This is a genomic window from Acidimicrobiia bacterium, assembly GCA_016650365.1.
In the GTDB taxonomy this organism is placed as follows: domain Bacteria; phylum Actinomycetota; class Acidimicrobiia; order Spongiisociales; family JAENVV01; genus JAENVV01.
This window is the reverse complement of record JAENVV010000291.1, coordinates 1-22,755: the sequence shown is the minus strand read 5'-3', so window position 1 is coordinate 22,755 and position 22,755 is coordinate 1. Positions and strand designations below refer to the sequence as shown.

The window sequence follows — 22,755 nt, the reverse complement described above, 5'->3', positions numbered from 1 at the left end:
TTGGGACTAGTCACTTCAGGAGGCGAGGCTTTGATTCTCAGAAAACCCGCACCTGCGGCCGATACCAATAGCACACACCATCACCGGGTAATGGGACTGACATGAAGCACACACTTGGACTTTCATGGGAGCACGGGAAGCAAAAACTTGCTGCCGCCGTAGCTCTTCTGCTCATCGCCATCACCCTGGCTGTCACGCCAGCTGTCTCAAGCCTCGAAGCCTCCGAACCACTTGATGCCGGCACAAAGGTCCAGATTCAAAGCACGAGCGTTTCGTTCCGTGGATCAACCTGGGGTTAAGCCCCTTGGATCACAACCAGAAAAGGCGCCCTTCCTCCGGGGTGTCTTTTCTTTCTTACCCGACTGCCGATTGTGTCGGCCAAAAATCCTTCATTGCAACTTGAGAATTTCAGGCCTGCTACCGATAACAGACACAACACACCAAAACGGAGGTAAGGCACCAACATGAAGCGAACTTTCGGACTGTCCTGGGAACACAGCAAGCGCAAGCTGGTCGCCGCCATTGCCCTTCTGCTGATTGCTATCACCCTCGCCGCCACACCGGCAGCATCAAGCCTCCAAGCCTCCAGATCCATCGACTCTGGTGTGAGCGTCCACTCGAATACCGGCAGTTTCACCCACCGGGGATCAACCTGGGGTTGACAATCCAGATCCAACTAGAGAAGGCGCCCTTCCTCCGGGGCGCCTTTTCCTCGTCTGTAGCGACGAGGCGGCGCCGACCCGCCGATCGAGTGACTAGTTAGTTGGAGGTCCGCACCTTTGGTTCTCGAGGAATCGTGGCTGCAGCCGATATCAGAGACAAGACACAAAACCGGGGAAAAGGGACTGACATGAAGCAGACATTTGGATTGTCGTGGGAAAATGGAAAACAGAAGCTGATTGCCGCCATTGTTTTGTTGTTGATCGCCGTCACGATGGCTCTCGCTCCGGCAGCCTCCAACATAGAAGCCGCCAAGAAGACTCTTAACCAGGCAGAGGTCGGAGTTACGGTCAAGATCCAGACCTCCAGCTACTCGCTCCGCGGATCAACCTGGGGCTAGTCCACTCAAATTACAACCAGAAAAGGCGCCCTTCCTCCAGGGCGTCTTTTCTTTGGATCCGTTTGTCGAATACCCATTTTTGTCACACCCCGTTGCCATGATGACCTCATGCACCAGTGCGACAACTCCCCCACCTCGCTCGGATCGGTCAATTTGGCGGTCTGTGCCGACTGCCGTCGTTATGAATGGACAGATAAGAGTGGGGTGACTCTGGATCCGGGCGAGGCAATCGCTATCGCCTACGGCTCCTTCATCCTGGCCGGCATTCTGCCCTATATCGGCGCCCCGGGGGGCCATGCGTTCATCTACCAGGTCCCGCGGAGGTTCCGTTCTCGCCTCGAGGTCTTGCCGTTCGGCACCTGGATCGAGATTCATCCAGACCTCTTCGCCAGTCAGGATGGTGCGAACCTCTTGTTAGCTCCCGTCGACCCAGCGGTTTCGCGCAATCTGCAGGCGCTCGGTTAGGCGATCACCGTCTGCGGATCGGTATTCGATCCGCAGACAACCACCCCAACCCTGCGCGATTCCTCAGGAACATATGCACCGGACAACACCACTGCCAACGCCGCCGCACCGCCGGGCTCTACGACAAGGTGAAAGTCCGTCCACAGCATTTGCTGGGCGATCAGTACCCATCGGTCGCTCACCAACAAAGATGGAACCTGGTTGGCCTGCAGAATATCGAAGGCCAGGACACCAATGGAACTGGCGCCGAGGGAGCCGGCCGCCGGACCATCCACACGATCAACGACGACCGGCCGCCCGGCGGCGACGGCAGCCGCATACGCATTGGTGTGCTCGGTCTCAACGGCGACGACCTGCACATCAGATCCGTAAAAGGCGGCGATCCCAGATGCCAAGCCCCCGCCGCCAACCGCCACCAGGACCACGTCGAGGTCTCCCGCCTGTTCATGTAGCTCAGCGCCAACCGTGCCCTGGCCGGCGATCACCAACGGATCGTCATAGGCGTGCACGGCAAGCGCCCCGGTCTGGGCCTGCCGGGCTTGTGCCTTGAGAAGCGCTTCGGCATATACAGAACCACCCACATGAACTGTGGCCTCCAATGAACGAAGCCGGGCCACTTTTGTCGGCGATGAGATCGTCGGCACAAAAATCTCGGCCGGTACCCCAAGCTGCTTGGCGGCGTAGGCTACTGCCAGGCCGTGATTCCCACCCGAGGCGGCAATGAGGCCCTCTGGGCCACAGCCATCTCGCAAAACCTTGTTGAACGTCCCCCGAGGCTTGAAAGACCCGGTGTGTTGGAGTAACTCGAGTTTCAGAGTTATCCCATCGAGGTCGACAACCGGAGTCCTGCGAATGTGGCCCCTGATTGTCTCTGCGGCGGCGAGAACGTCAGAACGGCTGATCATCAAGGGATCGGCTGATGCCGAAACTGGGTTTCAAACAAGGAGGCGTACAGTCCCTCGGCATCCAATAATTCCGCATGGGTTCCAGACTCCACGAGTTGACCCTCGTCAAGTACGAGGATTCGATCAGCGGCCAAAATAGTCGACAACCGATGAGCAATAACGATCGAGGTTCTGCCCTCCATCACTCGCTCAAGCGCATCCTGGATGAGCGCCTCCGCCTGAGAGTCCAGGTGCGAAGTGGCTTCGTCGAGGATCAACATACGAGGATTCTTGAGGATCACCCTGGCGATGGCGATCCGCTGCTTCTCCCCGCCAGACAACCGGTACCCGCGCTCACCAACCAGGGTGTCGAACCGATTCGGCAGAGATTCGACAAAGTCGAGAATATTCGCGGCGCGACACGCCTCCACAAGTTCGGCTTCGGTCGCATCAGGCTTGGCATATCGCAGGTTCGCTCCGATGGTGTCATGGAACAGATAACTCTCCTGGGTGACGACGCCGGTGCCATCGGCAATCGATCCCAATGTGAGGTCTCGCACATCATGGCCGTCAATCCGAATTGAGCCTTCGGTAACGTCATACAACCTCGGCACGAGATAGGACATCGTGGTCTTACCGGCCCCCGACGGCCCGACCAGCGCGATCATCTGACCGGGTTTGGCTTCAAACGACACGTTACGCACCGCCCAGGGCCGTCCGATCGGGCCAACCGCCGATTCTCCTTCGTCGGAGGCGCCACCCCCGAACGCCCGGAATCGCTTCACGGCCTCCAGCCCCTCGCCGGCGTCATACCGAAACGACACATCCTCGAACGAAATCCTGCCCCGTAGATCGGTCAGATGGACGGCATCGGTCTTCTCGGCGATATCAAGAGGTAAATCAAGTACCTCAAAGACCCGTTCAAAACTTACGAGCGACGTGGCGAACTCAACCCGGGCATTCGAGAGCGCAGAAAGCGGGCCATACAACTGGGCTGTCAAGGTCGAGAACATAACGAGTTCGCCGACCTCGATAACCCCATTGATGACCATGGCGCCGCCTACCCAGAACACACCGGCCGTCCCCACCGCCGTGACGAGACCCAAGGCAGCAAAGAACCAACGACCGACCAGTGCCCGCCGAACGCCGAGGTCCCTGACGGCCGCAGCCTCGATCGCGAACTTGTCTTGTTCCAACTGAGAACGATTGAAGAGCTTCACGAGCAACGCCCCGCTCACGTTGAACGTCTCCTGGAGAATGCTCGACATGTTGGCGTTGTGTTCCATCGCCTGCTCGGTGACTCGCCGCAGCACCTTGGCAACTCGACGGGCGGGGTACACGAATAGGGGCAACGCGGCCACCGCCAGCAGCGTAAGACGCCACTCGGTACCGAGCATGACAACGAGGATCACGATGACCGAGACGAGGTTTGACACGATTGTCACGAACGTCCCGGTAATGGCTGACTGGGCACCCACCACGTCGTTGTTCAAACGAGAAATCAGTTCACCGGTGCGCGTGTTCGTGAAGAATCTGAGCGACATTGCCTGCAGGTGAGCGTACGACTGTCTCCGCAAGTCAAAAATGATCCCCTCGCCGACCCTGGCAGACAACCATCGCTGGAATCCGCCGATGATGGCATTCCCAAACGGCACGGCAACCATGGACAGTCCAAGCACGGTGAGATAGCCAAAGTCTTTGTCGGGGATGGCCTTGTCCAGCAGTTCGCGAATCAGGATGGCGGGCAACACAGTGAGACCCGAGATCACCAGGATGGTGGCGAACACGCCGGCCAGGGCGAGCCGATAGGGCCGGGCGTATGCAAAGACCCGCCTCAGCAGACCGCGATCGACTTTCGGTTTGTCTTGATCTTCGTCATATTGCAGCCGGGCATACCAGCCACCACCATGAAACATGAATAGTCTCCCCGGGCTTCGTAGACCCGATCAGGAATCGGATTGTTCCGCGATTTCGACGTTCCTCAGCAGGATCATAGATCGAGCGAGTTCAACCAGGACTTCCATGCCAAACTTCTGACGATCGAGCAGCTCATATCGAAGTCCGGTGTCATACCAGGTAAGAACCGGACCGTCGCGGGTGGTAATCCACCAGGCAACGGCCGCAGACACACTGACCGGCTCACAGGCCGTGATGTCAAGGTCATTGAATCGGTTACATCCCAGCGAGTCGTCATCGGCGCTCGGAGCCGGATCCGACGAATCCTCGGCAACCTTCAGCTGAAGAAGCTGAGAAACCGACCGGCTGGAACGGTACGGGGTCGACTTCCAGAAGCCGAAAGCGGCAACATAGGCGTTCGTTAACTGTCCGGTCGAAACACCAAAGACCAACTGCGACGTCACGTGGGCGGTGCCCACCGGCAGGAATTGGGGGACTTTGATGGCAGGCACCACCGCACTGATTTCGTTTGGAGCGGCTTGAACGAATGCGTCGGTCCCCGACGATCGGGCCCATATCTCTTCTACGACGGCAGCCGGGTCACCCTCCACAAAAGCTACCGGTGGGTTGTACCAATCCAAAGAACCCACTTCGGGTCGGGTGGCGGCGGCCTCCGTAGTAACGGTCCGAACGATCCCATCACCCGGATCGCCCAACCAATCTTCGGTCACGCCAAGGCCGCCCAATGGGTTGTCGCCACAGGCCGACAAAAGTACGGCGCCAAGCAGCGCCACGAATCCGATCCGAACAATCACCATGCAACAGGTCTAACGCTAGCTGCTCCAAAACGGTTTCCTCGGCGAGATAAGATCGACCGGTGACCCGAACCGGCCTTGTCGTATCCGCCTTCTCGAACCCTCCTGAACTCGACACGGCCGTGTCGTATGCCAGCTTGAAAGAAGTCGCGGCCAGACGCCTGCCAGACCTTTTCCGCATCCACACTCCTGCCAGGATCGTGGCGTTCGGGCGCCAGGACACCCATTCACCCGGGTATGAGGAGGCAGTCGCCGCCTGCGAAGAGGAGGGCTTCACCCCCGTCGTTCGGTTGGCGGGAGGCCGGGCCGCGGTGTTCCACGAGGCAACTCTGGCGTTCTCGTGGCAGACCAGGACGACCCAACCCAAACTCGGCATCTCCGAGCGATTTGAGTTCATCACCGGCGTTCTCGTGGCGGCGTTGGGCTCGTTGGGCTTCGAGGCAGAGGTCGGAGAGATCCCTGGCGAATACTGCCCCGGTCGGTACAGCATCCATGTGTCCGGGCAGAAGGTGATCGGGATTGGACAGCGCCTCGTCGATGGCGCCGCCCATGTCGGAGGCGTCATCGTTGTTGACGACCGCACCTCGATAAACCGGGTCCTCGACCCGGTCTATCGAGCCCTGGACCTGACCTGGGAACCCGGGGTGACCGGAGCGCTCGCCGACCATCGCCCGATCAACACGTCAGAGGTGGCTAGCCAGGTGATCGCCGAATTGGGGAAACGGCTGGACTTGTTCGACCTGGCGCTCCCGGCGGATCTGATCTCCCAGGCAGCTCTCCTCGTGCCCAACCATCAGCCCGCAGGCCGTTAGGCTTGCGACACAGCCTCCGAGAGTGACATGGCAAAGATACTGCTAATCAATGGTCCAAATCTGAATCGCCTCGGGTATCGCGACGCCGAGACATATGGGACAACCACATTGTCCGATGTCGAGAAGCAGTGCCGGGATTGGGCAAGATCGGTCGACTGTGAACTCGACGCGATGCAATCAAACCATGAGGGCGACCTGATCGACGCCATCCAACAACGGGGGGCCGATGGCATTGTCATCAACCCCGGGGCACTCACCCACTACTCATATGCGCTTCACGACGCCCTGCTCGACGCCACCGTGCCAAGCGTCGAAATACACATATCCAACATCAAGGAACGGGAACCGTGGCGGGCCAATTCGGTCATTGGTCCGGCCTGCGAATACACGATCTATGGGCGAGGGGTCGATGGATATCGCGACGCCATCTTCCACCTGGCCAGCCACCTGGCGATGCCGGCCACGACCATCGCCTATGGACAAGAACCCGATCAGATAGGTGACCTGCGGGTGCCTGGCCCAGCGAGCCCCGTCATGGTGTTCATCCACGGCGGATTCTGGCGTCCACAATGGACCCGGGACCTCATGGACCGAGTGGCCATCGACGCCACCCGATCAGGATGGGCGACCTGGAACATCGAATACCGGCGATTGAGCACCGGAGGCGGGTGGCCAAACACCGGTTTCGATGTCGCCCAGGCAATCGATCACCTCGCCGAATTGTCAATCGCGCATGACCTGGACCTATCCAGGGTGGTTCTGGTCGGTCATTCTGCCGGAGGACAGCTCGCCCTGTGGGCGGGTGCCCGTGCCGGGCGACCGACCAACTCGCTAGGGGCCGACCCACTTGTACGGGCCACAGACGTGATCGGTCTCGCTCCCGTCACCGACCTCGTCAAGGCCCGATCATTAAGCGACGGGATCGTCGACGACTTCCTCGCCACGGCGCAGACACATACCAACGTGTACCGCGCGGCCTCGCCGATCGACTTCTTGCCGGTCGGCATCAACCAGATCATCGCCCACGGAACAGCCGATACGAGCGTACCTGTCGAGCAAAGCCAGGCGTACACCCGGGCAGCCCGCGAAGCGGGAGATCAGGTGGTCTATCACGAGTTCGACGAGGTAGACCACATGAGCCTCATCGACCCGGCTTCGGAGGCGTGGCGAGCCGCCCTTTCCGCGGTGTCGTGAGTTCAGCCTTCGTCACGACTCCGGTCTTGCTCACCGGGTTCGCCCTCATTGGGCTGCTCGTTGCCGAGAAGCTGAACAACCGATCTCGACTCATGTTCAAAACCCTGGCCTCGCTCGGGTTCATCTGGTCCGCCATTGCCGGCGGCCTGCCAGCCAGCCTGCCGGGCACCCTGATTCTGGTGGGACTCTGCCTGTCGTTCATCGGGGATGTGATGCTCGTATTCGAAAACCAATTCCTGGTCGGTCTGGTGGCGTTCGCGGCCGCCCACCTTGCCTACGCCGCCGGATTCATGTTCACCGGGGTCAACCTCCCCGTCGTGGTTCCCGTAGCGGCCATAGCCGTCGTGGCATTCCTGGCGGTACGCCGCTGGCTGCTTTGGCGGGTCACCAGCCGCCTCCAAAACCCGGTACTCGGCTACATGCTGATCATTTCCGTCATGCTCGTGGCGGCCGCCGGTTCGTCGAATCTCGTCATCTACGCCGGAGCGGCGCTGTTTTATCTCTCAGACCTGGCGGTGGCTCGTCACCGGTTTGTCGCTCCCGGCCTTGAAAACAAGCTGATCGGGCTACCGCTCTACTACGCGGCTCAGTTGATTCTCGCCTCGACCGTCAACTAGGCCCGCGTCGGCGTTCCATTGAACCCGTCCGTACCCCCCCGGTCGGGGCGATTGGCCCTGGCACATCACCCGAGAAAGCGAGACGATTACCGATGCCATGAGAGGAGTTGGACTATGCGGGTCCCATTCAACAACCGATCTGAGGCGGGCAAACGCCTCGCCAGCCAACTAGAGCACCTCCGACACCAAGACCTCGTGATCCTCGGCCTGCCCCGTGGAGGCGTTCCGGTCGCATTCGAAGTCGCCCAGCGACTCGACGTCCCGCTCGACATCATCGTGGTGCGCAAGCTGGGCGTGCCCTTCCAACCGGAGGTGGGGATGGGAGCCATCGGTGAAGATGGGATTCGAATCGTCAACTCCGCGATTGTCGATATGGCAGCCGTGACCAAGCATGAGTTCGACAATGTGGAAGCTCACGAACGGGCAGAACTTGAACGACGGGACCAACGCCTACGTGATGTTTGGCCGCGTCTTCCTCTTGAGGGTCGCGTTGCTGTCGTAGTCGATGATGGAGTAGCAACGGGGTCCACCGCACGGGCGGCCTGTCAGGTCGCCAAGGCTCACGGAGCCTCCCGCATCGTGCTGGCCGTGCCGGTTGCCCCACCCGGCTGGACGCTCGACCTGAAAGACGTTGCAGACGAATTCATCTGCCTGGAGACACCGTGGGACTTTCAGTCAATTGGCCAATGGTACGAAGACTTCTCCCAAATCCCCGACACCGAGGTACTCGCCTGCCTCGATCGCAACAGGGACCCATCGGCCTCTGGAAGCAGACCTCATGATCCGGCCGCTTCCAAGACCGCCGACATGTTCAAAGAGATTCAGATCCCGGCCGGACCAGTCACCCTTGAGGGGCAGCTCACCGCGCCCGCACAATCTGTCGGGGTCGTGGTGTTCGCCCACGGAAGTGGCAGTAGCCGCCTGAGCCGTCGGAACCGTTTCGTTGCCGAAAGCCTCAACAGGGCCGGATTTACCACCTTGCTGTTTGACCTCTTGACTGCCGAGGAGGAGCAAAACCGCAACAACGTTTTCGACATTGAACTCCTGGGGACCCGTCTGGTGGCCGTCACCATCTGGCTCACTTCACAACCTGACACCCGCCGACTGCCCGTCGGCTACTTCGGTGCAAGCACGGGCGCAGCCGCCGCTTTGTGGGCGTCGACTGAACCGGGAATGCGAATCGCTGCCATCGTTTCACGCGGTGGTCGACCTGACCTCGCCGCGGAACGACTCGGGCAGGTAACTTCTCCGACGCGCCTGATCGTGGGAGGCAACGACCAGACCGTGCTCAAGCTCAATACCGATGCCATGGCGGAGATTCGATGTGAAAGCGACTTGATCGTGGTTGACGGCGCCACCCACCTCTTCGAGGAGCCGGGAACACTTGCGAAGGTCGGCGAACTGGCTGGCGATTGGTTTGCCCTCCATCTCAAAGCCATCCCGTATCCTGCCCCGGCCCGCCCGGCTGACCCTCCCACCGACCCATTCTTTGACCGAGCCATCGAAGACGCCGAGGGGGTGGAAGTGTTCGAAAGGACATTCTCGTTCCATGGAACGGCCGAAGAAGCAGCCCAGGGATCCGAGGTATTCGCCAATCCAGACGAGGCGGTTCCTCCATCGGTGCTGAAGGACGGTTCCCCCGGGCACGAGTCGTACAGTCATCCAGAAGACGCCGCTTGGGCGACCGATGACGAGGACGCCCAAGCCAATTTCTAACCCGTCCGGACCACAGTCAAGTCGGGTCTGGGGCGATCTTGTAGACCGTCGCGTTACCTTGCTTTCCGGTAATGGTGATCGCATCCATCTTCCGAAGGCAATAGGCGGCTTGTTGGGCCGACCTTCGCGACACAGAGGCCCGATCGGCGAGATCTGCCGTGGTGAATTCTCCAGGGAGAACCGGAAGCAAGTCGACAAAGTCGCCCACCGACTCAAACCGATGGGTGTCGAGGACCCGCAGGAGACGCCGCTCTTGCGTCACCCAGCCTCGCCGACGGCGACGTTCCTTCTTCGCATCAAACGCCCGATCCTCCTGTTCCTCAATGAGAACCACCTCAATGGTCAAGTTGGACCGATTGATGAGGTGTGGGAGATACACGACCTCGCCAAACACATCAAAAATGTGGCCTCGCTTCGGGGATCGACGAGGCTTCGTCGGGGGTTCACTGAGCTTGTTCAACCATTTCGTGATGGCGATCGGATGCACAACGGTGACCGAATAGTCCTCGGTGAGCCGATCCAACTTGGAACGCATGGCCGAGAAATTGCGGGTTTGGATCTCGATGAGTTCATCGCCACGCACCATGTCGATGATGAAACCACCGAGCGGTACCTCAAACTGATCACCCGGTTCGGAATACCACTGCTTCAACTGGGCGTGCAATGATTTCTCGTTGAGCGTGCCGAACCCTGCCATGCGCGCATCCTGGCAGGTCAGGACCGGTTTGACATGGATCTGTCTTCTTGGAGGCGATCGTCGGCCCGCCCCGCAGCAACAGTCAGGAGGGCCGCCAGGCCGACGGCACCGGTGAGCACCAAGAGAACGGGGACATACGAGCCGGTTAGATCTCTGGCAAGCCCAACGACCGTAGCACCGAATGCAGCCACAAAGAAGATCACCGACGACTGCGTACCCGAGATCTCTCCGTACTCGCTTCCCGCATACCACTTGGTCATCACCATGGCTCGCAAGGGTGTGATGGCGCCAAACGCAATGCCGAACAGGACAAAGTGGCCAACCATCGAAACGTTTGAATTACCTGGTATCGCGACGAGTATGGCGATCGCCAGCACCCCGAAAACGCCACCCGTCATGACGGTGGCCCTGATCCGGCCGACCAGCAGGGGGGCAACATAGCGTCCTGGCATTGAAATGACCGAGGCGAGGCCCGCCCAGAGGGCGACCACTGACAGGGGAAATCCCGCTTCGGTGAATCGGTCGACGCGGTGGGCAACCAGGCCCTGCACGGACAGATAGGCGAGCAGCAGGGCCATCGTGAAGTACACAAACCGACGGTCGGCGAGCAAGGAACGGATGCCGGCCGGGATCGGACTGGCGTGCGCCCCAAACGCTCCGGTCCCGCCCGGAATAGCCAACCATCCCGCGATCAGGGCCGTGAGGAAGATGGCCACTCCAAGGATCTGCGCCGTTGGCCGCCAGCCGAAAGCCGATACCAACCGTTCGGTCAACGGAATGAAGATCGCCCCAGCCAGACCACCAATCAGCGTCAACGCCCCGTATGCCTTCGGTTGGCTGATCGGAGCGATCCATCCTGCAATGCCGACCATTGACGGCTCGTAGTAGACCGCCGCAGTGGCGGGACCTATAAGAACCCACCAAGCCGCGAACACCTGCCACGATTCGGTAGAAAAAGAAAACGCCACCATCCCCGCACATGCCAGGGCAGACCCGAGGACGATGACACCGCGGACCCCGTGAGCGTCCATATACCGACCAAGCGGCCTGGCCACGAGAGCCGAGGCAATCCCGGCCCCCGTGATGCCGAGGGAGAGTACGGTGGTCGAGAAATCCGCCCCGGCGGCGCGATCGGTGACAAACACGCTGAACCCGTACAAGATCGAGCCAAAGGCGACCACGATGACGGTGGAGAACCCGACCACGATGCGCCGATTCGAGTAGGCCATCGGTCCGAGCCTAACTCGCAAATGTTGTGCGGGTCCCTAGGCAATCGACCAGTATGGACGCCATGGCATCCAAAACAACCGTCACCCATTGGGGTGCATTCGATGTTGACAGCGATGGAATCAATGTCACCGGGGTTCGACCGTTCGCCAAGGATCCCGATCCGTCACCGATCGGGGCTTCACTCGAGGCAGTGACGAGAAGCAGGGTGCTCCATCCCTCCATCCGCAAGAGCTGGCTTGAGGGAGGTCCCGGCACCCGCGGTCACCTCAGGGGGGTTGATCCATTCATCGAGGTGGATTGGGAGACGGCACTTGATTTGGCGGCTGCTGAACTCGACCGGGTTCGCACCGACCACGGTAACCAGGCGATCTTCGGTGGCTCGTACGGGTGGTCGAGCGCCGGCAGGTTCCACCATGCCCAAAGCCAACTTCATCGGTTTCTCACGACCATCGGCGGGTACACGTCCAAGCGTGACACGTACAGTCACGCGGCCGGAGAAGTGATCGTTCCCCACGTCGTTGGCTACAACTACTGGGACCTGCAACAGGAACACACCTCAATGTCGATCATCGCCGAACATTGCGAGCTGATGGTGTCGTTTGGCGGCATCCCCATGAAGAACGCCCAGATTCAGAATGGCGGCATGGGGCGCCACACGTTGCGAGGGTGGTTGGACCAAGCGAAGGATCGGGGTACCCGATTCGTGAACATCTCACCGATTCGCGATGACCTCATGGATGAGCTTGACGCGGAGTGGCTGGCCCCTCGCCCTGGCACCGATGTGGCAATCATGCTGGGAATGATGCACACGCTTGTCGAAGAAGGACTGGCCGACAAGGCATTCTTGCATCGCTACTGCGAAGGATGGCCGCGACTTCGTGCCTACCTGACCGGCGAAACCGACGGGGTGGCCAAGTCGGCATCCTGGGCATCGGCAATCGCCGACCTGGACGCCGATCGTATTCGGTCGTTGGCGCGAGACCTGGCCGGTTCACGATCGATGCTGAATATCGCCTGGGGCGTTCAGCGCGCAGACTACGGGGAGCAGACCTGGTGGACGCTCATCGCTCTCGCCTCGGTCATCGGCCAGATCGGCCTACCCGGCGGCGGGTTCGGTCTGGGTTACGGGGCAGTGGCCTCGATTGGAAATGGGGTGACCCGGCGACCTTTCCCATCGCTCGAACGAGGACCCAACCCGGTTGACGAGTTCATTCCGGTCGCCCGGATCGCCGACCTTCTCGAGAAACCCGGCGGACGATACACGTACAACGGCGAAGACCGCACCTACCCGCATATCGAGATCGTGTATTGGGCAGGTGGCAACCCATTCCACCACCATCAGGATCTCAACCGTCTGAACGCGGCCTGGCAGATCCCCCCAACCGTGATCGTCCACGAACCGTTTTGGACTGCCACGGCCAAACGGGCCGACATCGTGTTTCCCTCCACCACCCCTCTGGAGCGTTACGACATTGGCGGATCGCCACGTGAAGACTTTCTGTTTGCGATGGAACCTATTATCGAGCCAGTCGGCGAAGCGAGAGATGATTACGACATATTCTCCGATCTCGCCGCCCGGCTCGGAGCCAAGGAGCCGTTCACCGAAGGTAGGACCGCCCGCGGTTGGATCAGGCACTTCTACGACTCCTTCAGGGAGGAGTTTCCCGAGTATCCCTCCTATGAGGAATTCGTCCACGAAGGCCACGTGCAGCATCCTGAGACCCCGGAAGCGCTCAAGGTCTTGCTGAGGGACTTCCGGAGCGACCCGGATGCCAATCCCCTTCCTACCCCGTCGGGCAAGATCGAGCTGTACTCGTCCACCCTGGCATCGTTTGGCTACGAAGACTGCCCGGCCCATCCGACATTCCTTGAACCAAAGGAGTGGCTGGGAGCGGTCACTCGCTTCCCGCTGCAACTCATTTCCAACCAACCGCCCGGACGACTCCACTCCCAACTCGACCATGGCGTCACGAGCACCAACCGCAAGATCGACGGACGCGAGCGTATGCGGATGCATTCGTCTGATGCCACGGCCCGCGGGCTGTCGGACGGAGACACAGCCAGAGTATTCAACGACCGGGGGACTTGCTACGTCGGGATCGAAGTTTCGGACCGTATCCGTCCCGGAGTGGTGGAACTGCCCACCGGAGCCTGGTATGACCCGGTCGATCCGGCAACCCCTGGTTCGGCGTGCCGCCATGGCAACCCGAACGTGCTCACCCGCGACGAAGGCACTTCGGGTCTCGCCCAGGGCCCGGTCGCCCAAAGCTGTCTCGTCGAAGTGGAAAAGAGTCTGAGTGCCCCCACGCCGGACCCATACTCGGGACCTGCGTTCGCGCCTCGCTGACGGTCCTCAGCGGAAGTTTCGTGACTTGGTGTGGAGGGTCGGAAACGGGGTGAATGATCTCGCCACCAAATTGGTTACTCCGTCCCGGTACTCCAAGACTCCGTCAATGACCAGACCAGGGTTCCGGCGAGCAATGAGGTGGTTGGCCGCCCATACATCAGGTAGAACCACCACATTCAGCAGACCGGTCTCGTCCTCCAGGTTGAAGAAGATGACCCCTGACGCCGTGCCGGGTCGTTGCCGATGGGTGACAATGCCACCAATCCTGACGATCACCCCATGCTTCTGTCTGGCAAGAGCCTCAGCCGTCGTCCAGCATCCCTGTTCGACCAACCATTCCCGGATAAACATGACCGGATGATTTACCGAGATACCGGTGGCCCACCGTTCGGCTGCCGAAGCCTCTTCCGGGCTCATTCCAGGGAGGGTGGGTGCCTCTACTCCCGGAGCCAGCGGAAGCCGCTCAGGGCCGATGTCGGCCAGAGCGCCCGCCGCCCACAACCCGTCTCGCTTGCCAAGGCCAATGGATACAAGCGCACCAGAGACCGCCAACGCTTCAAAAGCTCCCACTCCGAGGCCAGTCCGATGGGCGAGCTCTTCTGGAGAGCTAAAAGGACCGCCGATCTGCCGGGCCGCTTCGATGCGGGTTATCTCAGCATCACCAAGATTGCGCACATACCGCAACCCGATCCGCAACGAGACCGCCATACGGATCGGGTCGTCCACCGGGCCTCTCCCCCGCCGCCACGATTTGCCAAGGAACGTGACAATGTCATCGGGGTCGGCGTCCTCTACCTCAATCGAGCAGTCATGCCACGACCGGTTGATGTCCGGTTGGTTCACCACCACGCCGTGACGCTGCGAGTCGTGGACGAGCGAATTGGGACTGTAAAACCCCATGGGCTGGGCATTGAGCAGACCGGCCAGGTATTCGGCCGGCCAGTGATAGCGAAGCCAGGCCGACATGTACACGATGTAGGCAAACGACACCGAATGGCTCTCGGGAAATCCGAACGATCCAAACCCCTGAAGTTTCTCCCAGATCTCGTCGGCAGCTGCCCCGACCACTCCCTGACCGACCATCCCCTCGTATACCTCTGCCTTCAGTTTTTCCATCGCTTGTTCGGAGCGCTTATGAGTCATCGCCTGGCGAAGACGGTCACATTGACCCGGGTCAAATCCTGCACACACTCGCGCCAACTCCATGAGCTGCTCTTGGAAGATGGGAACTCCAAGTGTTTTGGCGAGGACGGGTTCAGCGAGCGGATGCGGATATCTGACCGGTTCCTCACCGTTACGGCGCCGCAGGTACGGATGCACGGAGTGACCCTGGATGGGGCCCGGTCGAATAAGCGCTACCTCGACTGCCAGGTCATAGAAGGTCTTCGGTTTCATCCTGGGCAGCGTGGCCATCTGAGCTCGCGATTCGATCTGAAACAGCCCCACCGTGTCGGCAGCCGTCAATGACTCATAAATAGCGGGTTCCTGTTCGATGGTGGCCAGATCGATCGAGACACCGTGCATTTCACGAATACCATCCACCGCAAGATGCAAGGCGTTGAGCATCCCGAGTCCCAGCAGGTCGAACTTTACGATGCCGATCATGCCGCACGACTCCTTGTCCCATTGCAGAATCGATCGACCTTCCATCCTCCCCCATTCCAACGGGACCACCTGCCACAACGGTCGGTCGGCAATCACCATGCCTCCCGAATGAATCCCCATGTGACGGGGAAACCCGTCCAGTCGCCAACACACGTCGTAGATCTGGTCGGCCGTCAACCCTTCCGGGAGGGGTGCTTCAAGACGCAGCTTGGCCGGATTGCGGGTGTCGATGTATTTGGAAAGGCCATCGACCTGCGCCTGCGTGAACCCGAACGTTTTGGCCACATCACGCAACACGGACCTGGCTCGATACGTAACCACGTTGGCAACCATTGCGGCCCGCTCTCGCCCGTACCGGCGGTAGCAGTATTGAATCACTTCTTCCCGACGATCCGCCTCCAGATCAAGGTCGATATCGGGCGCTCTACCTCGCTCTTCTGATAGGAATCGCTCGAACGGCAGGTTAAGCCGAATCGGGTCTACTTGCGTCAGTCCAATACACCGACAGATCGCCGAGTCACCTCCCGATCCTCGAATCTGACAATAGATATCCCGTGAGCGTGCGAACTGAACAATGTCCCATACGATGAGGAAGTAGCCGGGAAAGTTCAGCCGATCTATCACCCCGAGTTCGTGTTCAAGCCTTGATAGCGCTCGGGGATCAATGCCCCCCGAGCCATCCGAGTACACCTGGCGAGCCCCCTCAAGGGTGAGATGACGGAGGAACTCCATTTCAGACCGGAAATGACCTGGCATGGGAAAGTCGGGCAACTCGGGCGCAATCAAGTCAAGGTCGAAGGCGAGGTCTGCTCCGAGTTCCCCAGCCCTCCCCACGGCACCCGGGTAACGTCGAAAACGGGCCTCCATTTCGGCCGGCGTCTTGAGATGGCGTTCGTCGGTGGCCGGCCTGAACCCATCATTGACACCGAGCGTCCTCCGACCAGCGACGGCTGCCAACACTTCAGACAAGTCTGCCTTATTGCGGCTGTCATAGTGAACGTTATTGGTGGCGATCGTCGCCAGCCCGAGACGGGCTCCGACTTCTGCCAGAACATCATTGCGTATGTCGTCTTCCGGCATCCGATGGTGAGTCAGTTCGAGGTACATGCGTTCCCCGAACAACTCGCGCAGATGGCCCGCTTCGGTCATGGCCCCTGAAAGATCACCTGCCTGAGCAGACCGAGGGACGGCCCCCTGCCAACACCCCGTCAAGGCAATGATGTTTCCCGATTCAGCGGCCGTCGCCAGATCTTCCCACGCATATTCAGGCCGGTCCTTCTCTCCGCGGAATTGTGCAGTGGATACCAACTTGGAAATATCGCCATATCCCGCCGGCCCGGTGGCGAGGAGAACCAGATGATCAGTAAGCAATGGCACAGTCGGTTTGGTCCCGTGCATACGCTTGGTACGACCTCGACGCGGTTGATCAAGATCGAAGAGCAGCAGCTCAGGCGCTCGATCAAGGTCCCAGGCTTCGGCATCGACGAAGGGAGCGTCTTCGGTTTTCTCTCCAAAAGCAGGAAGGCCGATTTCGGTGCCATACACGATGGGCATGCCGAACTCTTTGGCGGCATTGGCTACGTGGGCCGCCCCGTAGAAGCCGTGATGATCGGTTACCGCCAGCGCCGTGTACCCCAATTCTGCGGCCTTTTCCACCAACTCGTGAGGATGAGAAGCCCCGTCGAGAAAACTGAAATTGGTGTGGGCGTGTAGCTCTGCGTAGTCCATGTCGGACACCGCAGTATATCCAATTCATCGAACGTATGTTCGATGAACGATGGAGGAGTCGGCAACCCATCGGGCCGCCCTAATCTGGCGGGGTGAACGATCTCATGCTGGATGATGATGACCAGGCAATGCTGCATGGCCAAGCCGGCCCCCAGGTGGCATTGGCGATGCGGATCGTTTCCGGCCTCGCCAGGGCATCCGGCGCCCGGAGGCTCCTCGACATCTCAGCAGCCCACATCGACGGCTGCCTGTATAACGGTCAAGCCAGCCTGGATTTTGCCAAACGCCTGGCCGGAGCCCGGGTGCGGGTACCGACCACCCTCAACGTCTCCTCCCTCGATCTCCTCCATCCCGACCTCATTCGATCCGACCCCGAAACCCAGGGCCGGGCCCGTCAACTCATGGATGCCTACACCGCAATAGGGGCTCGCCCGACCTGGACATGTGCCCCCTATCAGGACCTGACCCGACCGGCATTTGGCGACCACATCGCCTGGGCCGAATCGAGCGCCATCGTTTTCGCCAATAGCGTGCTGGGAGCCCGGACCGGCCGTTATGGCGACTTCATCGACGCGGCAGCTGCCATCACCGGACGGGCGCCTGCCGCGGGCCTTCACCTCGACGAAAACCGGCGGGCCGGGATTGTGTTCGACGTTTCCGGCCTTTCCGCCGGGCTCAAGCGGCGCGATGCGTTCTTCGCCGTCCTTGGCCTGGTCGTCGGCGCCCGATCCGGTGGACTGGTTCCGGCGATCGAGGGGGTCGACACCGCCACAGAGGATCAGCTGAAGATCCTCGGAGCGGCCGCCGCATCGGCCGGGTCGGTTGGTCTTTTTCATATGGTCGGGATCACCCCCGAAGCTCCAACGGCCAGCCAACTTGCCGCTTCTGAACTGCCACACATCATGGTCACAACCGACCTGCTCCGCGCAGCCCGTCAGCGGATCAGTGCGGACGGCGGTGCCGGCCACCTGGGTTCCATACACCTCGGGACGCCCCACTACTCGACCAACCAACTGGACCACCTGCTCGACATGCTCAGCGGACGTCCGGTTCGCCTGAGCCTGTATGTGAGTACCGGTCGAGACGTACTGAAGACCTGGGGTCGGGACGATGAACTTGCCTCGCTTGGTGTGACGATCGTGACCGACACGTGTACCTACGTCACGTCGATCACCCCTCTCGACAGTGGCTTGGCGATGACCGATTCAGCCAAATGGGCCTACTACGCGCCAGGAAACATCGGCTTGCAGGCGGTCTTGGGCTCGGTCGAAGAGTGCGTCGAATCGGCCGTCGCCGGTCATCTCGTGAAACGAGACGACCTATGGACGTGACGTTTCTGGTGGCCGGGACCGCTTCGGCCGTGACCCTCGTACTCGACGAGCCACTCAGCTTCTGGGGCGGAGTCGATCCGGCGTCCGGGATGATCATTGATCAGGCTCACCCCCAGGCCGGGTTGACGATCACTGGCTACATCATGGTCATGCCCACCGGTCGGGGATCTTCATCATCAAGCAGCGTCCTCGCCGAATGTATCCGGGCCGGGACCGGACCGGCTGGCATCGTTCTCGGTGAAGCCGACCCGATCCTGGCTCTTGGGGCACTGGTGGCCGCCGAGTTATACCCTGACCGGATCTGCCCGGTTGCGGTGGCCGATGACTATGAAGCCGCCACGATGGCCAGCACGATCGACCTGGTGCCCCCGGCCGGCTAGGACCAGGGAAGCCCACCTGGAGGGAAACCTCCGGTTTGCCCGTCGATCTGCTCGCGCAAAATGTCCATGTGCCCGGCATGACGAGCGGTTTCTTCAATCATGTGAACCACCACGTCGCGGATCGAGAGCTCACCGTCATGGAACGGAACCATCTCGTCGAGGTCTCGGGAAGACAAGATCTCACGACTGATGGCACACTGCTCATCGAAGAACGCAACCATCTGGTCAACGGTTTCGTTGTCAGCTGGCGTGAATTCCTCATCGGGTGGGATTGATTCGAGCTCACGCCGATCGATGACTTCCTGGAACCAGCCTTGCTCGACATATCCCATGTGCTTGACAATGCCAAGTAGCGACGTTCCGGACGGAACCATCGATCGAGCGGCCTGTTCTCTTGTCAACCCGGCGACTTTCCATCTGATGGCGCCCCGGTAGGCGTCAAGATATCGACTCAGCAAGTGAAGCTCCGACTCGGCGTCAGCCATCCCGGACGCCCCGATCTAGCCGTGTTGGGGAAAGCCGAGATCCACCCCACGATGGATCGGGTCGGGCCAGCGACTGATAATGACCTTGCCCCGGGTATAGAAGTGGATTCCGTCGGGACCATAGATGGCATGATCACCGAAGTTGGAGTCCTTCCATCCGCCGAAGCTGTAGAACGACAGCGGGACCGGGATCGGCACATTGATACCCACCATGCCCACCTGGATCTCGTTCTGGAACTTACGAGCCGCGCCACCGTCGTTCGTGAAAATGGCCGTACCATTTCCATACGGATTCGCATTGATGAGGTCGATGGCCTCTTGATACGAACTCGTCCGAACGGTCGACAGCACTGGACCAAAGATCTCGTCCTGGTAGATCGACATGTCAGGCGTGACGTTGTCGAACAGGGTGGGGCCGATGAAATAACCCTCCTCGTGCCCTTCGACGACCAAGCCCCGTCCGTCCTCGAGCATGGTCGCCCCGGCAGCTTCTCCGGCATCGACGTATCCGGCCACCCGCTCAAGGTGCTGTTTCGTTACAAGGGGACCCATCTGGGCGCCCTCGACATCGCCGGGAGCCACGGTGAGGTCGGCCATCCGTTCGCGAACCTTGGGAAGAAGCCGGTCGGCCGCATCGCCGACCGTCACGACGACCGAGATCGCCATGCAACGTTCACCGGCCGATCCGTATCCGGCTGAAACGGCGGCATCGGCCGCCAGATCCATATCGGCGTCGGGGAGAACGATCATGTGATTCTTGGCTCCACCGAGGGCCTGGACGCGCTTGCCATTTTTGGTGCCGGTCTCGTAGATGTACCGGGCGATCGGGGTCGACCCGACAAAGCTCAGCGCCGCAACGTCGGGATGAGCCAATAAGGCGTCCACGGCGGGTTTCTGGCCGTGTACCACGTTGAACACACCATCGGGCAGCCCGGCCTCTTGAAACATCTCGGCCGCCATCATCGAGACCGACGGATCCTTTTCGGATGGCTTCAGCACGAAGGTATTCCCGCACGCAATCGCGACGGGGTACATCCACATCGGGACCATGGCCGGGAAGTTGAACGGCGTGATTCCGGCGACCACCCCGAGCGGCTGACGGATGGTGTACGTATCGACTGCCGTGGAAACCTGCTCCGAGTAATCCCCTTTGAGCAGATGGGCAATATTGCAGACGAACTCGACCACTTCCAGACCGCGCTGAACTTCGCCCAGGGCATCGTCGACGGTCTTCCCGTGCTCGGCGCTGACCTGCCGGGCGAGATCGAGCTTGCGGTCATTGAGAATCCGCCGGAACTCGAACATGATGTTCTGGCGACGAGTCAAGGGCGCATCGCGCCAAGCCGGAAAGGCCAGGGCGGCAGCAGCAACCGCCTGATTGACATCTTCGTCGCCAGCGAGAACGACTTCGGCCGATTGCTGCCCGGTCGCCGGGTTGAACACGGGCGCCGTGTCGCTGCCGACCCCGTCCCAATGTGATCCAGAAACCCAGTGATTGATTTTGTTCATGGCGACTCCTCTTGGCAGGCGTCAGCGAGCCTAGCCCCACGTGACCAGGATTCGCGTTTGCCGTTTGGCCGACACCCGCCCAAATGAAGTGGTGCCGATTGACATATTGTGAAAGCCAATTGTACTGGAGTAGCCAGACCGGGTACCGAGTAGGCTCGCCCTGATGCTGAACGATTTCACAGGCCGGGTTGCCATCGTCACCGGAGGAGCCTCAGGAATGGGAGCTGCCACATCTGCTCTCCTGGCCGAACGTGGGGCAACCGTGATCGTCGTTGATCAAAACAACGATCTCGCCTCGAAGGTATGCGAATCACTCCATCTCCCCTCGCCCATCATCGGAGACGTCAGTGACTCAGCGTTCTGCAACGCGACCATCGCCGGGGCGATCGCCACCCACGGTCGGCTCGACGTTTTGGTCAACGCCGCCGGCGTAATCGTCCGCTCCGTTGCGGCCACGACTTCCGATGACGAGTGGCGCCGGGTGATGAGCGTAAACGTCGACGGGACATTCTTCATGTGCCGAGCGGCTGTCAGAGCCATGGCCGGAACCGGCGGTGCCATCGTGAACTTCGGGTCGATTTGGGGGGATCTCGGTGCCGCGGGAGTCGCCGCCTACTGCGCCTCAAAAGGCGCCGTACATAACCTCACAAGAGCGCTGGCTATCGAGCACGCCTCAGGCGGCATCAGGGTCAACGCCGTCTGCCCCGGAGAGGTAGACACACCCATGCTCCGCTCTGAACGAACCGGTCCAGTCACGGATGACATGCTGGAGGACATCGCCGCAACGGTTCCGATGGGGCGGCTCGCCCAACCTGCCGAAGTCGCCGAAGTAGTGGCCTTCCTGGCTTCAGACCGTTCGAGTTACATGACCGGGGCGCTCGTCAGCGTCGACGCCGGATACGGGGCTCGCTGATGCAGTATCGGCGGCTCGGCAGATCCGACATCGAGGTCTCTGCCCTGGCGCTGGGGACGGACAACTTCGCAAATCCAACGCCCGAAGCCGAATGCATACGGCTCGTACAGGCCGCCCTCGATGCCGGCATCACGCTTTTTGATACCGCCAATACGTATGCAGGCGGAGACGCCGAACGAATTCTCGGGAAGGCCATTGCCGGGCGTCGAACGGAAGCAGTTGTGGCGACCAAGGCCTACTACCCGACCGGCCAAGAACCGGACGACCGCGGCAACTCGCGCCAGGCAATTCTCAAGGCGTGCGACGCTTCACTCGCCCGTTTGAACACGGACTACATCGACCTTTTTCAGCTACATCGGCCCGACTTCGACGTACCCATGGCTGAGACGATGGGAGCGTTGCACGAACTCGTTGAAGCAGGCAAGGTGCGCTTTGTAGGCAGTTCGACGTCGCCGGCGTGGCGGATTCTCGAAGGCATAAACGTTGCTGAAGCGGCCGGGTGGGAGGGGTTTGTCACCGAACAGCCCCCGTACAACATTCTCGACCGGCGAATCGAAAACGAAATCGTGCCCATGGCCCAAACCTTCGGTTTGGGCCTCCTCCCATGGTCGCCCCTCGCAATGGGCATGCTGGCGGGCAGATACGACGACAACCATCCGACGCCGACCGGATCGCGGGCATCCGCGCGGGGCGGCATCTATGCCGAACGAGTAACCAGCCAGGCGGTCGCCGCCGGCAACCGGTTCGCCGCCCTTGCCAGGGTCCATGGGTACGACCCGGCTCGACTCGCCATCTGCTGGGTCAAAGACCAACCTGGCGTGGTCGCTCCACTGTTCGGAGCCAAGACCATCGATCAGCTCAACGACATGGTCGCCGTAGGCGACATGTCGTTCCCCCCAGAACTCAGCGCCGCCGTCGACGACCTGTGTCCGCCGGGTAGCGCCATCGCCAATTTCCATAATTCGGCGGACTGGATGAAACAGCAACTCAGTCCTGGGGCCGACCACTAATCACCCGACCGAGACGTCTTGCTCGCCAAACCGGGCAAGACGAGCCACCGTTCAGACCCAG

Annotated in this window: 21 protein-coding genes; 13 read left to right on the top strand and 8 right to left on the bottom strand. The window is 60.6% G+C overall.

Going from position 1 to position 22,755, the window contains the following annotated elements; all coding sequences use genetic code 11:
- Positions 1–101 precede the first annotated feature (101 nt).
- The 4 genes from JJE47_16355 (at position 102) to JJE47_16340 (ending at position 1,525) form a co-directional block, all read left to right on the top strand.
- Complete coding sequence (locus tag JJE47_16355; GenBank protein ID MBK5268993.1) at positions 102–299, top strand: hypothetical protein; 198 nt, start codon at positions 102–104, stop codon at positions 297–299.
- Positions 300–464: 165 nt separating this feature from the next.
- Positions 465–662: a hypothetical protein gene (locus tag JJE47_16350; protein MBK5268992.1), complete on the top strand. Its 198-nt coding sequence runs from the start codon at positions 465–467 to the stop codon at positions 660–662.
- A gap of 188 nt (positions 663–850) precedes the next feature.
- Positions 851–1,060, top strand: coding sequence for a hypothetical protein (locus tag JJE47_16345; protein ID MBK5268991.1), 210 nt, complete (start codon positions 851–853; stop codon positions 1,058–1,060).
- A gap of 204 nt (positions 1,061–1,264) precedes the next feature.
- Positions 1,265–1,525 (top strand): hypothetical protein, encoded by a 261-nt coding sequence (locus tag JJE47_16340; GenBank protein ID MBK5268990.1) that lies wholly within the window; start codon positions 1,265–1,267, stop codon positions 1,523–1,525.
- On the opposite strand, the gene JJE47_16335 is transcribed toward JJE47_16340, so the two are convergent.
- From JJE47_16335 to JJE47_16325, 3 genes are read right to left on the bottom strand one after another with little or no spacing between them, the layout of a single operon-like run.
- Complete coding sequence (locus tag JJE47_16335; GenBank protein ID MBK5268989.1) at positions 1,522–2,430, bottom strand: threonine/serine dehydratase; 909 nt, start codon at positions 2,428–2,430, stop codon at positions 1,522–1,524. The two genes, JJE47_16340 and JJE47_16335, sit on opposite strands and share 4 nt — an antisense overlap.
- The gene (locus tag JJE47_16330) at positions 2,430–4,325 is read right to left on the bottom strand and encodes an ABC transporter ATP-binding protein (GenBank protein ID MBK5268988.1); all 1,896 of its coding nucleotides are present in this window, start codon (positions 4,323–4,325) and stop codon (positions 2,430–2,432) included. The genes JJE47_16335 and JJE47_16330 overlap by 1 nt, the downstream gene beginning before the upstream one ends.
- 30 nt (positions 4,326–4,355) lie before the next feature.
- Entirely contained in the window at positions 4,356–5,123 is a 768-nt protein-coding gene (locus tag JJE47_16325; GenBank protein ID MBK5268987.1) for a hypothetical protein, read from the bottom strand.
- A gap of 59 nt (positions 5,124–5,182) precedes the next feature.
- Here JJE47_16325 and JJE47_16320 point away from each other — a divergent pair, with 59 nt between their 5' ends.
- The 4 genes from JJE47_16320 to JJE47_16305 all read left to right on the top strand — a co-directional run bounded on the left by JJE47_16320 (position 5,183) and on the right by JJE47_16305 (position 9,459).
- The gene (locus JJE47_16320; protein MBK5268986.1) at positions 5,183–5,932 is read left to right on the top strand and encodes a lipoate--protein ligase family protein; all 750 of its coding nucleotides are present in this window, start codon (positions 5,183–5,185) and stop codon (positions 5,930–5,932) included.
- A gap of 27 nt (positions 5,933–5,959) precedes the next feature.
- Positions 5,960–7,126, top strand: coding sequence for a type II 3-dehydroquinate dehydratase (locus JJE47_16315; protein ID MBK5268985.1), 1,167 nt, complete (start codon positions 5,960–5,962; stop codon positions 7,124–7,126).
- Positions 7,123–7,743, top strand: a complete 621-nt coding sequence (locus tag JJE47_16310; GenBank protein MBK5268984.1) for a hypothetical protein — start codon at positions 7,123–7,125, stop codon at positions 7,741–7,743. The genes JJE47_16315 and JJE47_16310 overlap by 4 nt, the downstream gene beginning before the upstream one ends.
- A gap of 114 nt (positions 7,744–7,857) precedes the next feature.
- On the top strand, positions 7,858–9,459 hold the full coding sequence (locus JJE47_16305; protein ID MBK5268983.1) for a dienelactone hydrolase family protein: 1,602 nt from the start codon (positions 7,858–7,860) through the stop codon (positions 9,457–9,459).
- A 16-nt stretch (positions 9,460–9,475) separates the two neighbouring features.
- Here JJE47_16305 and JJE47_16300 read toward each other — a convergent pair whose 3' ends face one another.
- Together JJE47_16300 and JJE47_16295 are read right to left on the bottom strand one after the other, a co-directional pair.
- Positions 9,476–10,156, bottom strand: a complete 681-nt coding sequence (locus tag JJE47_16300; GenBank protein ID MBK5268982.1) for a hypothetical protein — start codon at positions 10,154–10,156, stop codon at positions 9,476–9,478.
- Between the two features lie 17 nt (positions 10,157–10,173).
- Positions 10,174–11,385, bottom strand: coding sequence for an MFS transporter (locus JJE47_16295; GenBank protein MBK5268981.1), 1,212 nt, complete (start codon positions 11,383–11,385; stop codon positions 10,174–10,176).
- A 62-nt stretch (positions 11,386–11,447) separates the two neighbouring features.
- Between JJE47_16295 and JJE47_16290 the strand changes: the two genes are divergently transcribed.
- Positions 11,448–13,733 (top strand): molybdopterin-dependent oxidoreductase, encoded by a 2,286-nt coding sequence (locus JJE47_16290; protein MBK5268980.1) that lies wholly within the window; start codon positions 11,448–11,450, stop codon positions 13,731–13,733.
- 6 nt (positions 13,734–13,739) lie between these two features.
- On the opposite strand, the gene JJE47_16285 is transcribed toward JJE47_16290, so the two are convergent.
- Positions 13,740–17,075, bottom strand: a complete 3,336-nt coding sequence (locus tag JJE47_16285; protein ID MBK5268979.1) for an error-prone DNA polymerase — start codon at positions 17,073–17,075, stop codon at positions 13,740–13,742.
- Between the two features lie 95 nt (positions 17,076–17,170).
- On the opposite strand from JJE47_16285, the gene JJE47_16280 reads away from it, so the two are divergent.
- Together JJE47_16280 and JJE47_16275 are read left to right on the top strand one after the other, a co-directional pair.
- Positions 17,171–18,397, top strand: a complete 1,227-nt coding sequence (locus JJE47_16280) for an aconitase X catalytic domain-containing protein (protein ID MBK5268978.1) — start codon at positions 17,171–17,173, stop codon at positions 18,395–18,397.
- The gene (locus JJE47_16275; protein MBK5268977.1) at positions 18,388–18,777 is read left to right on the top strand and encodes a DUF126 domain-containing protein; all 390 of its coding nucleotides are present in this window, start codon (positions 18,388–18,390) and stop codon (positions 18,775–18,777) included. Before JJE47_16280 ends, JJE47_16275 begins: the two co-directional genes overlap by 10 nt.
- Here the strand turns inward: JJE47_16275 and JJE47_16270 are convergent.
- Positions 18,774–19,262, bottom strand: a complete 489-nt coding sequence (locus JJE47_16270) for a DinB family protein (protein MBK5268976.1) — start codon at positions 19,260–19,262, stop codon at positions 18,774–18,776. The genes JJE47_16275 and JJE47_16270 overlap by 4 nt on opposite strands.
- 15 nt (positions 19,263–19,277) lie before the next feature.
- Positions 19,278–20,771 carry a CoA-acylating methylmalonate-semialdehyde dehydrogenase gene (locus JJE47_16265; GenBank protein MBK5268975.1) on the bottom strand — a complete coding sequence of 498 codons (1,494 nt, stop codon included), beginning with the start codon at positions 20,769–20,771 and terminating at the stop codon, positions 19,278–19,280.
- 163 nt (positions 20,772–20,934) lie between these two features.
- Between JJE47_16265 and JJE47_16260 the strand changes: the two genes are divergently transcribed.
- Entirely contained in the window at positions 20,935–21,684 is a 750-nt protein-coding gene (locus tag JJE47_16260) for an SDR family oxidoreductase (protein ID MBK5268974.1), read from the top strand.
- Complete coding sequence (locus tag JJE47_16255; protein ID MBK5268973.1) at positions 21,684–22,694, top strand: aldo/keto reductase; 1,011 nt, start codon at positions 21,684–21,686, stop codon at positions 22,692–22,694. The genes JJE47_16260 and JJE47_16255 overlap by 1 nt, the downstream gene beginning before the upstream one ends.
- The last annotated feature ends 61 nt before the right edge of the window (positions 22,695–22,755 follow it).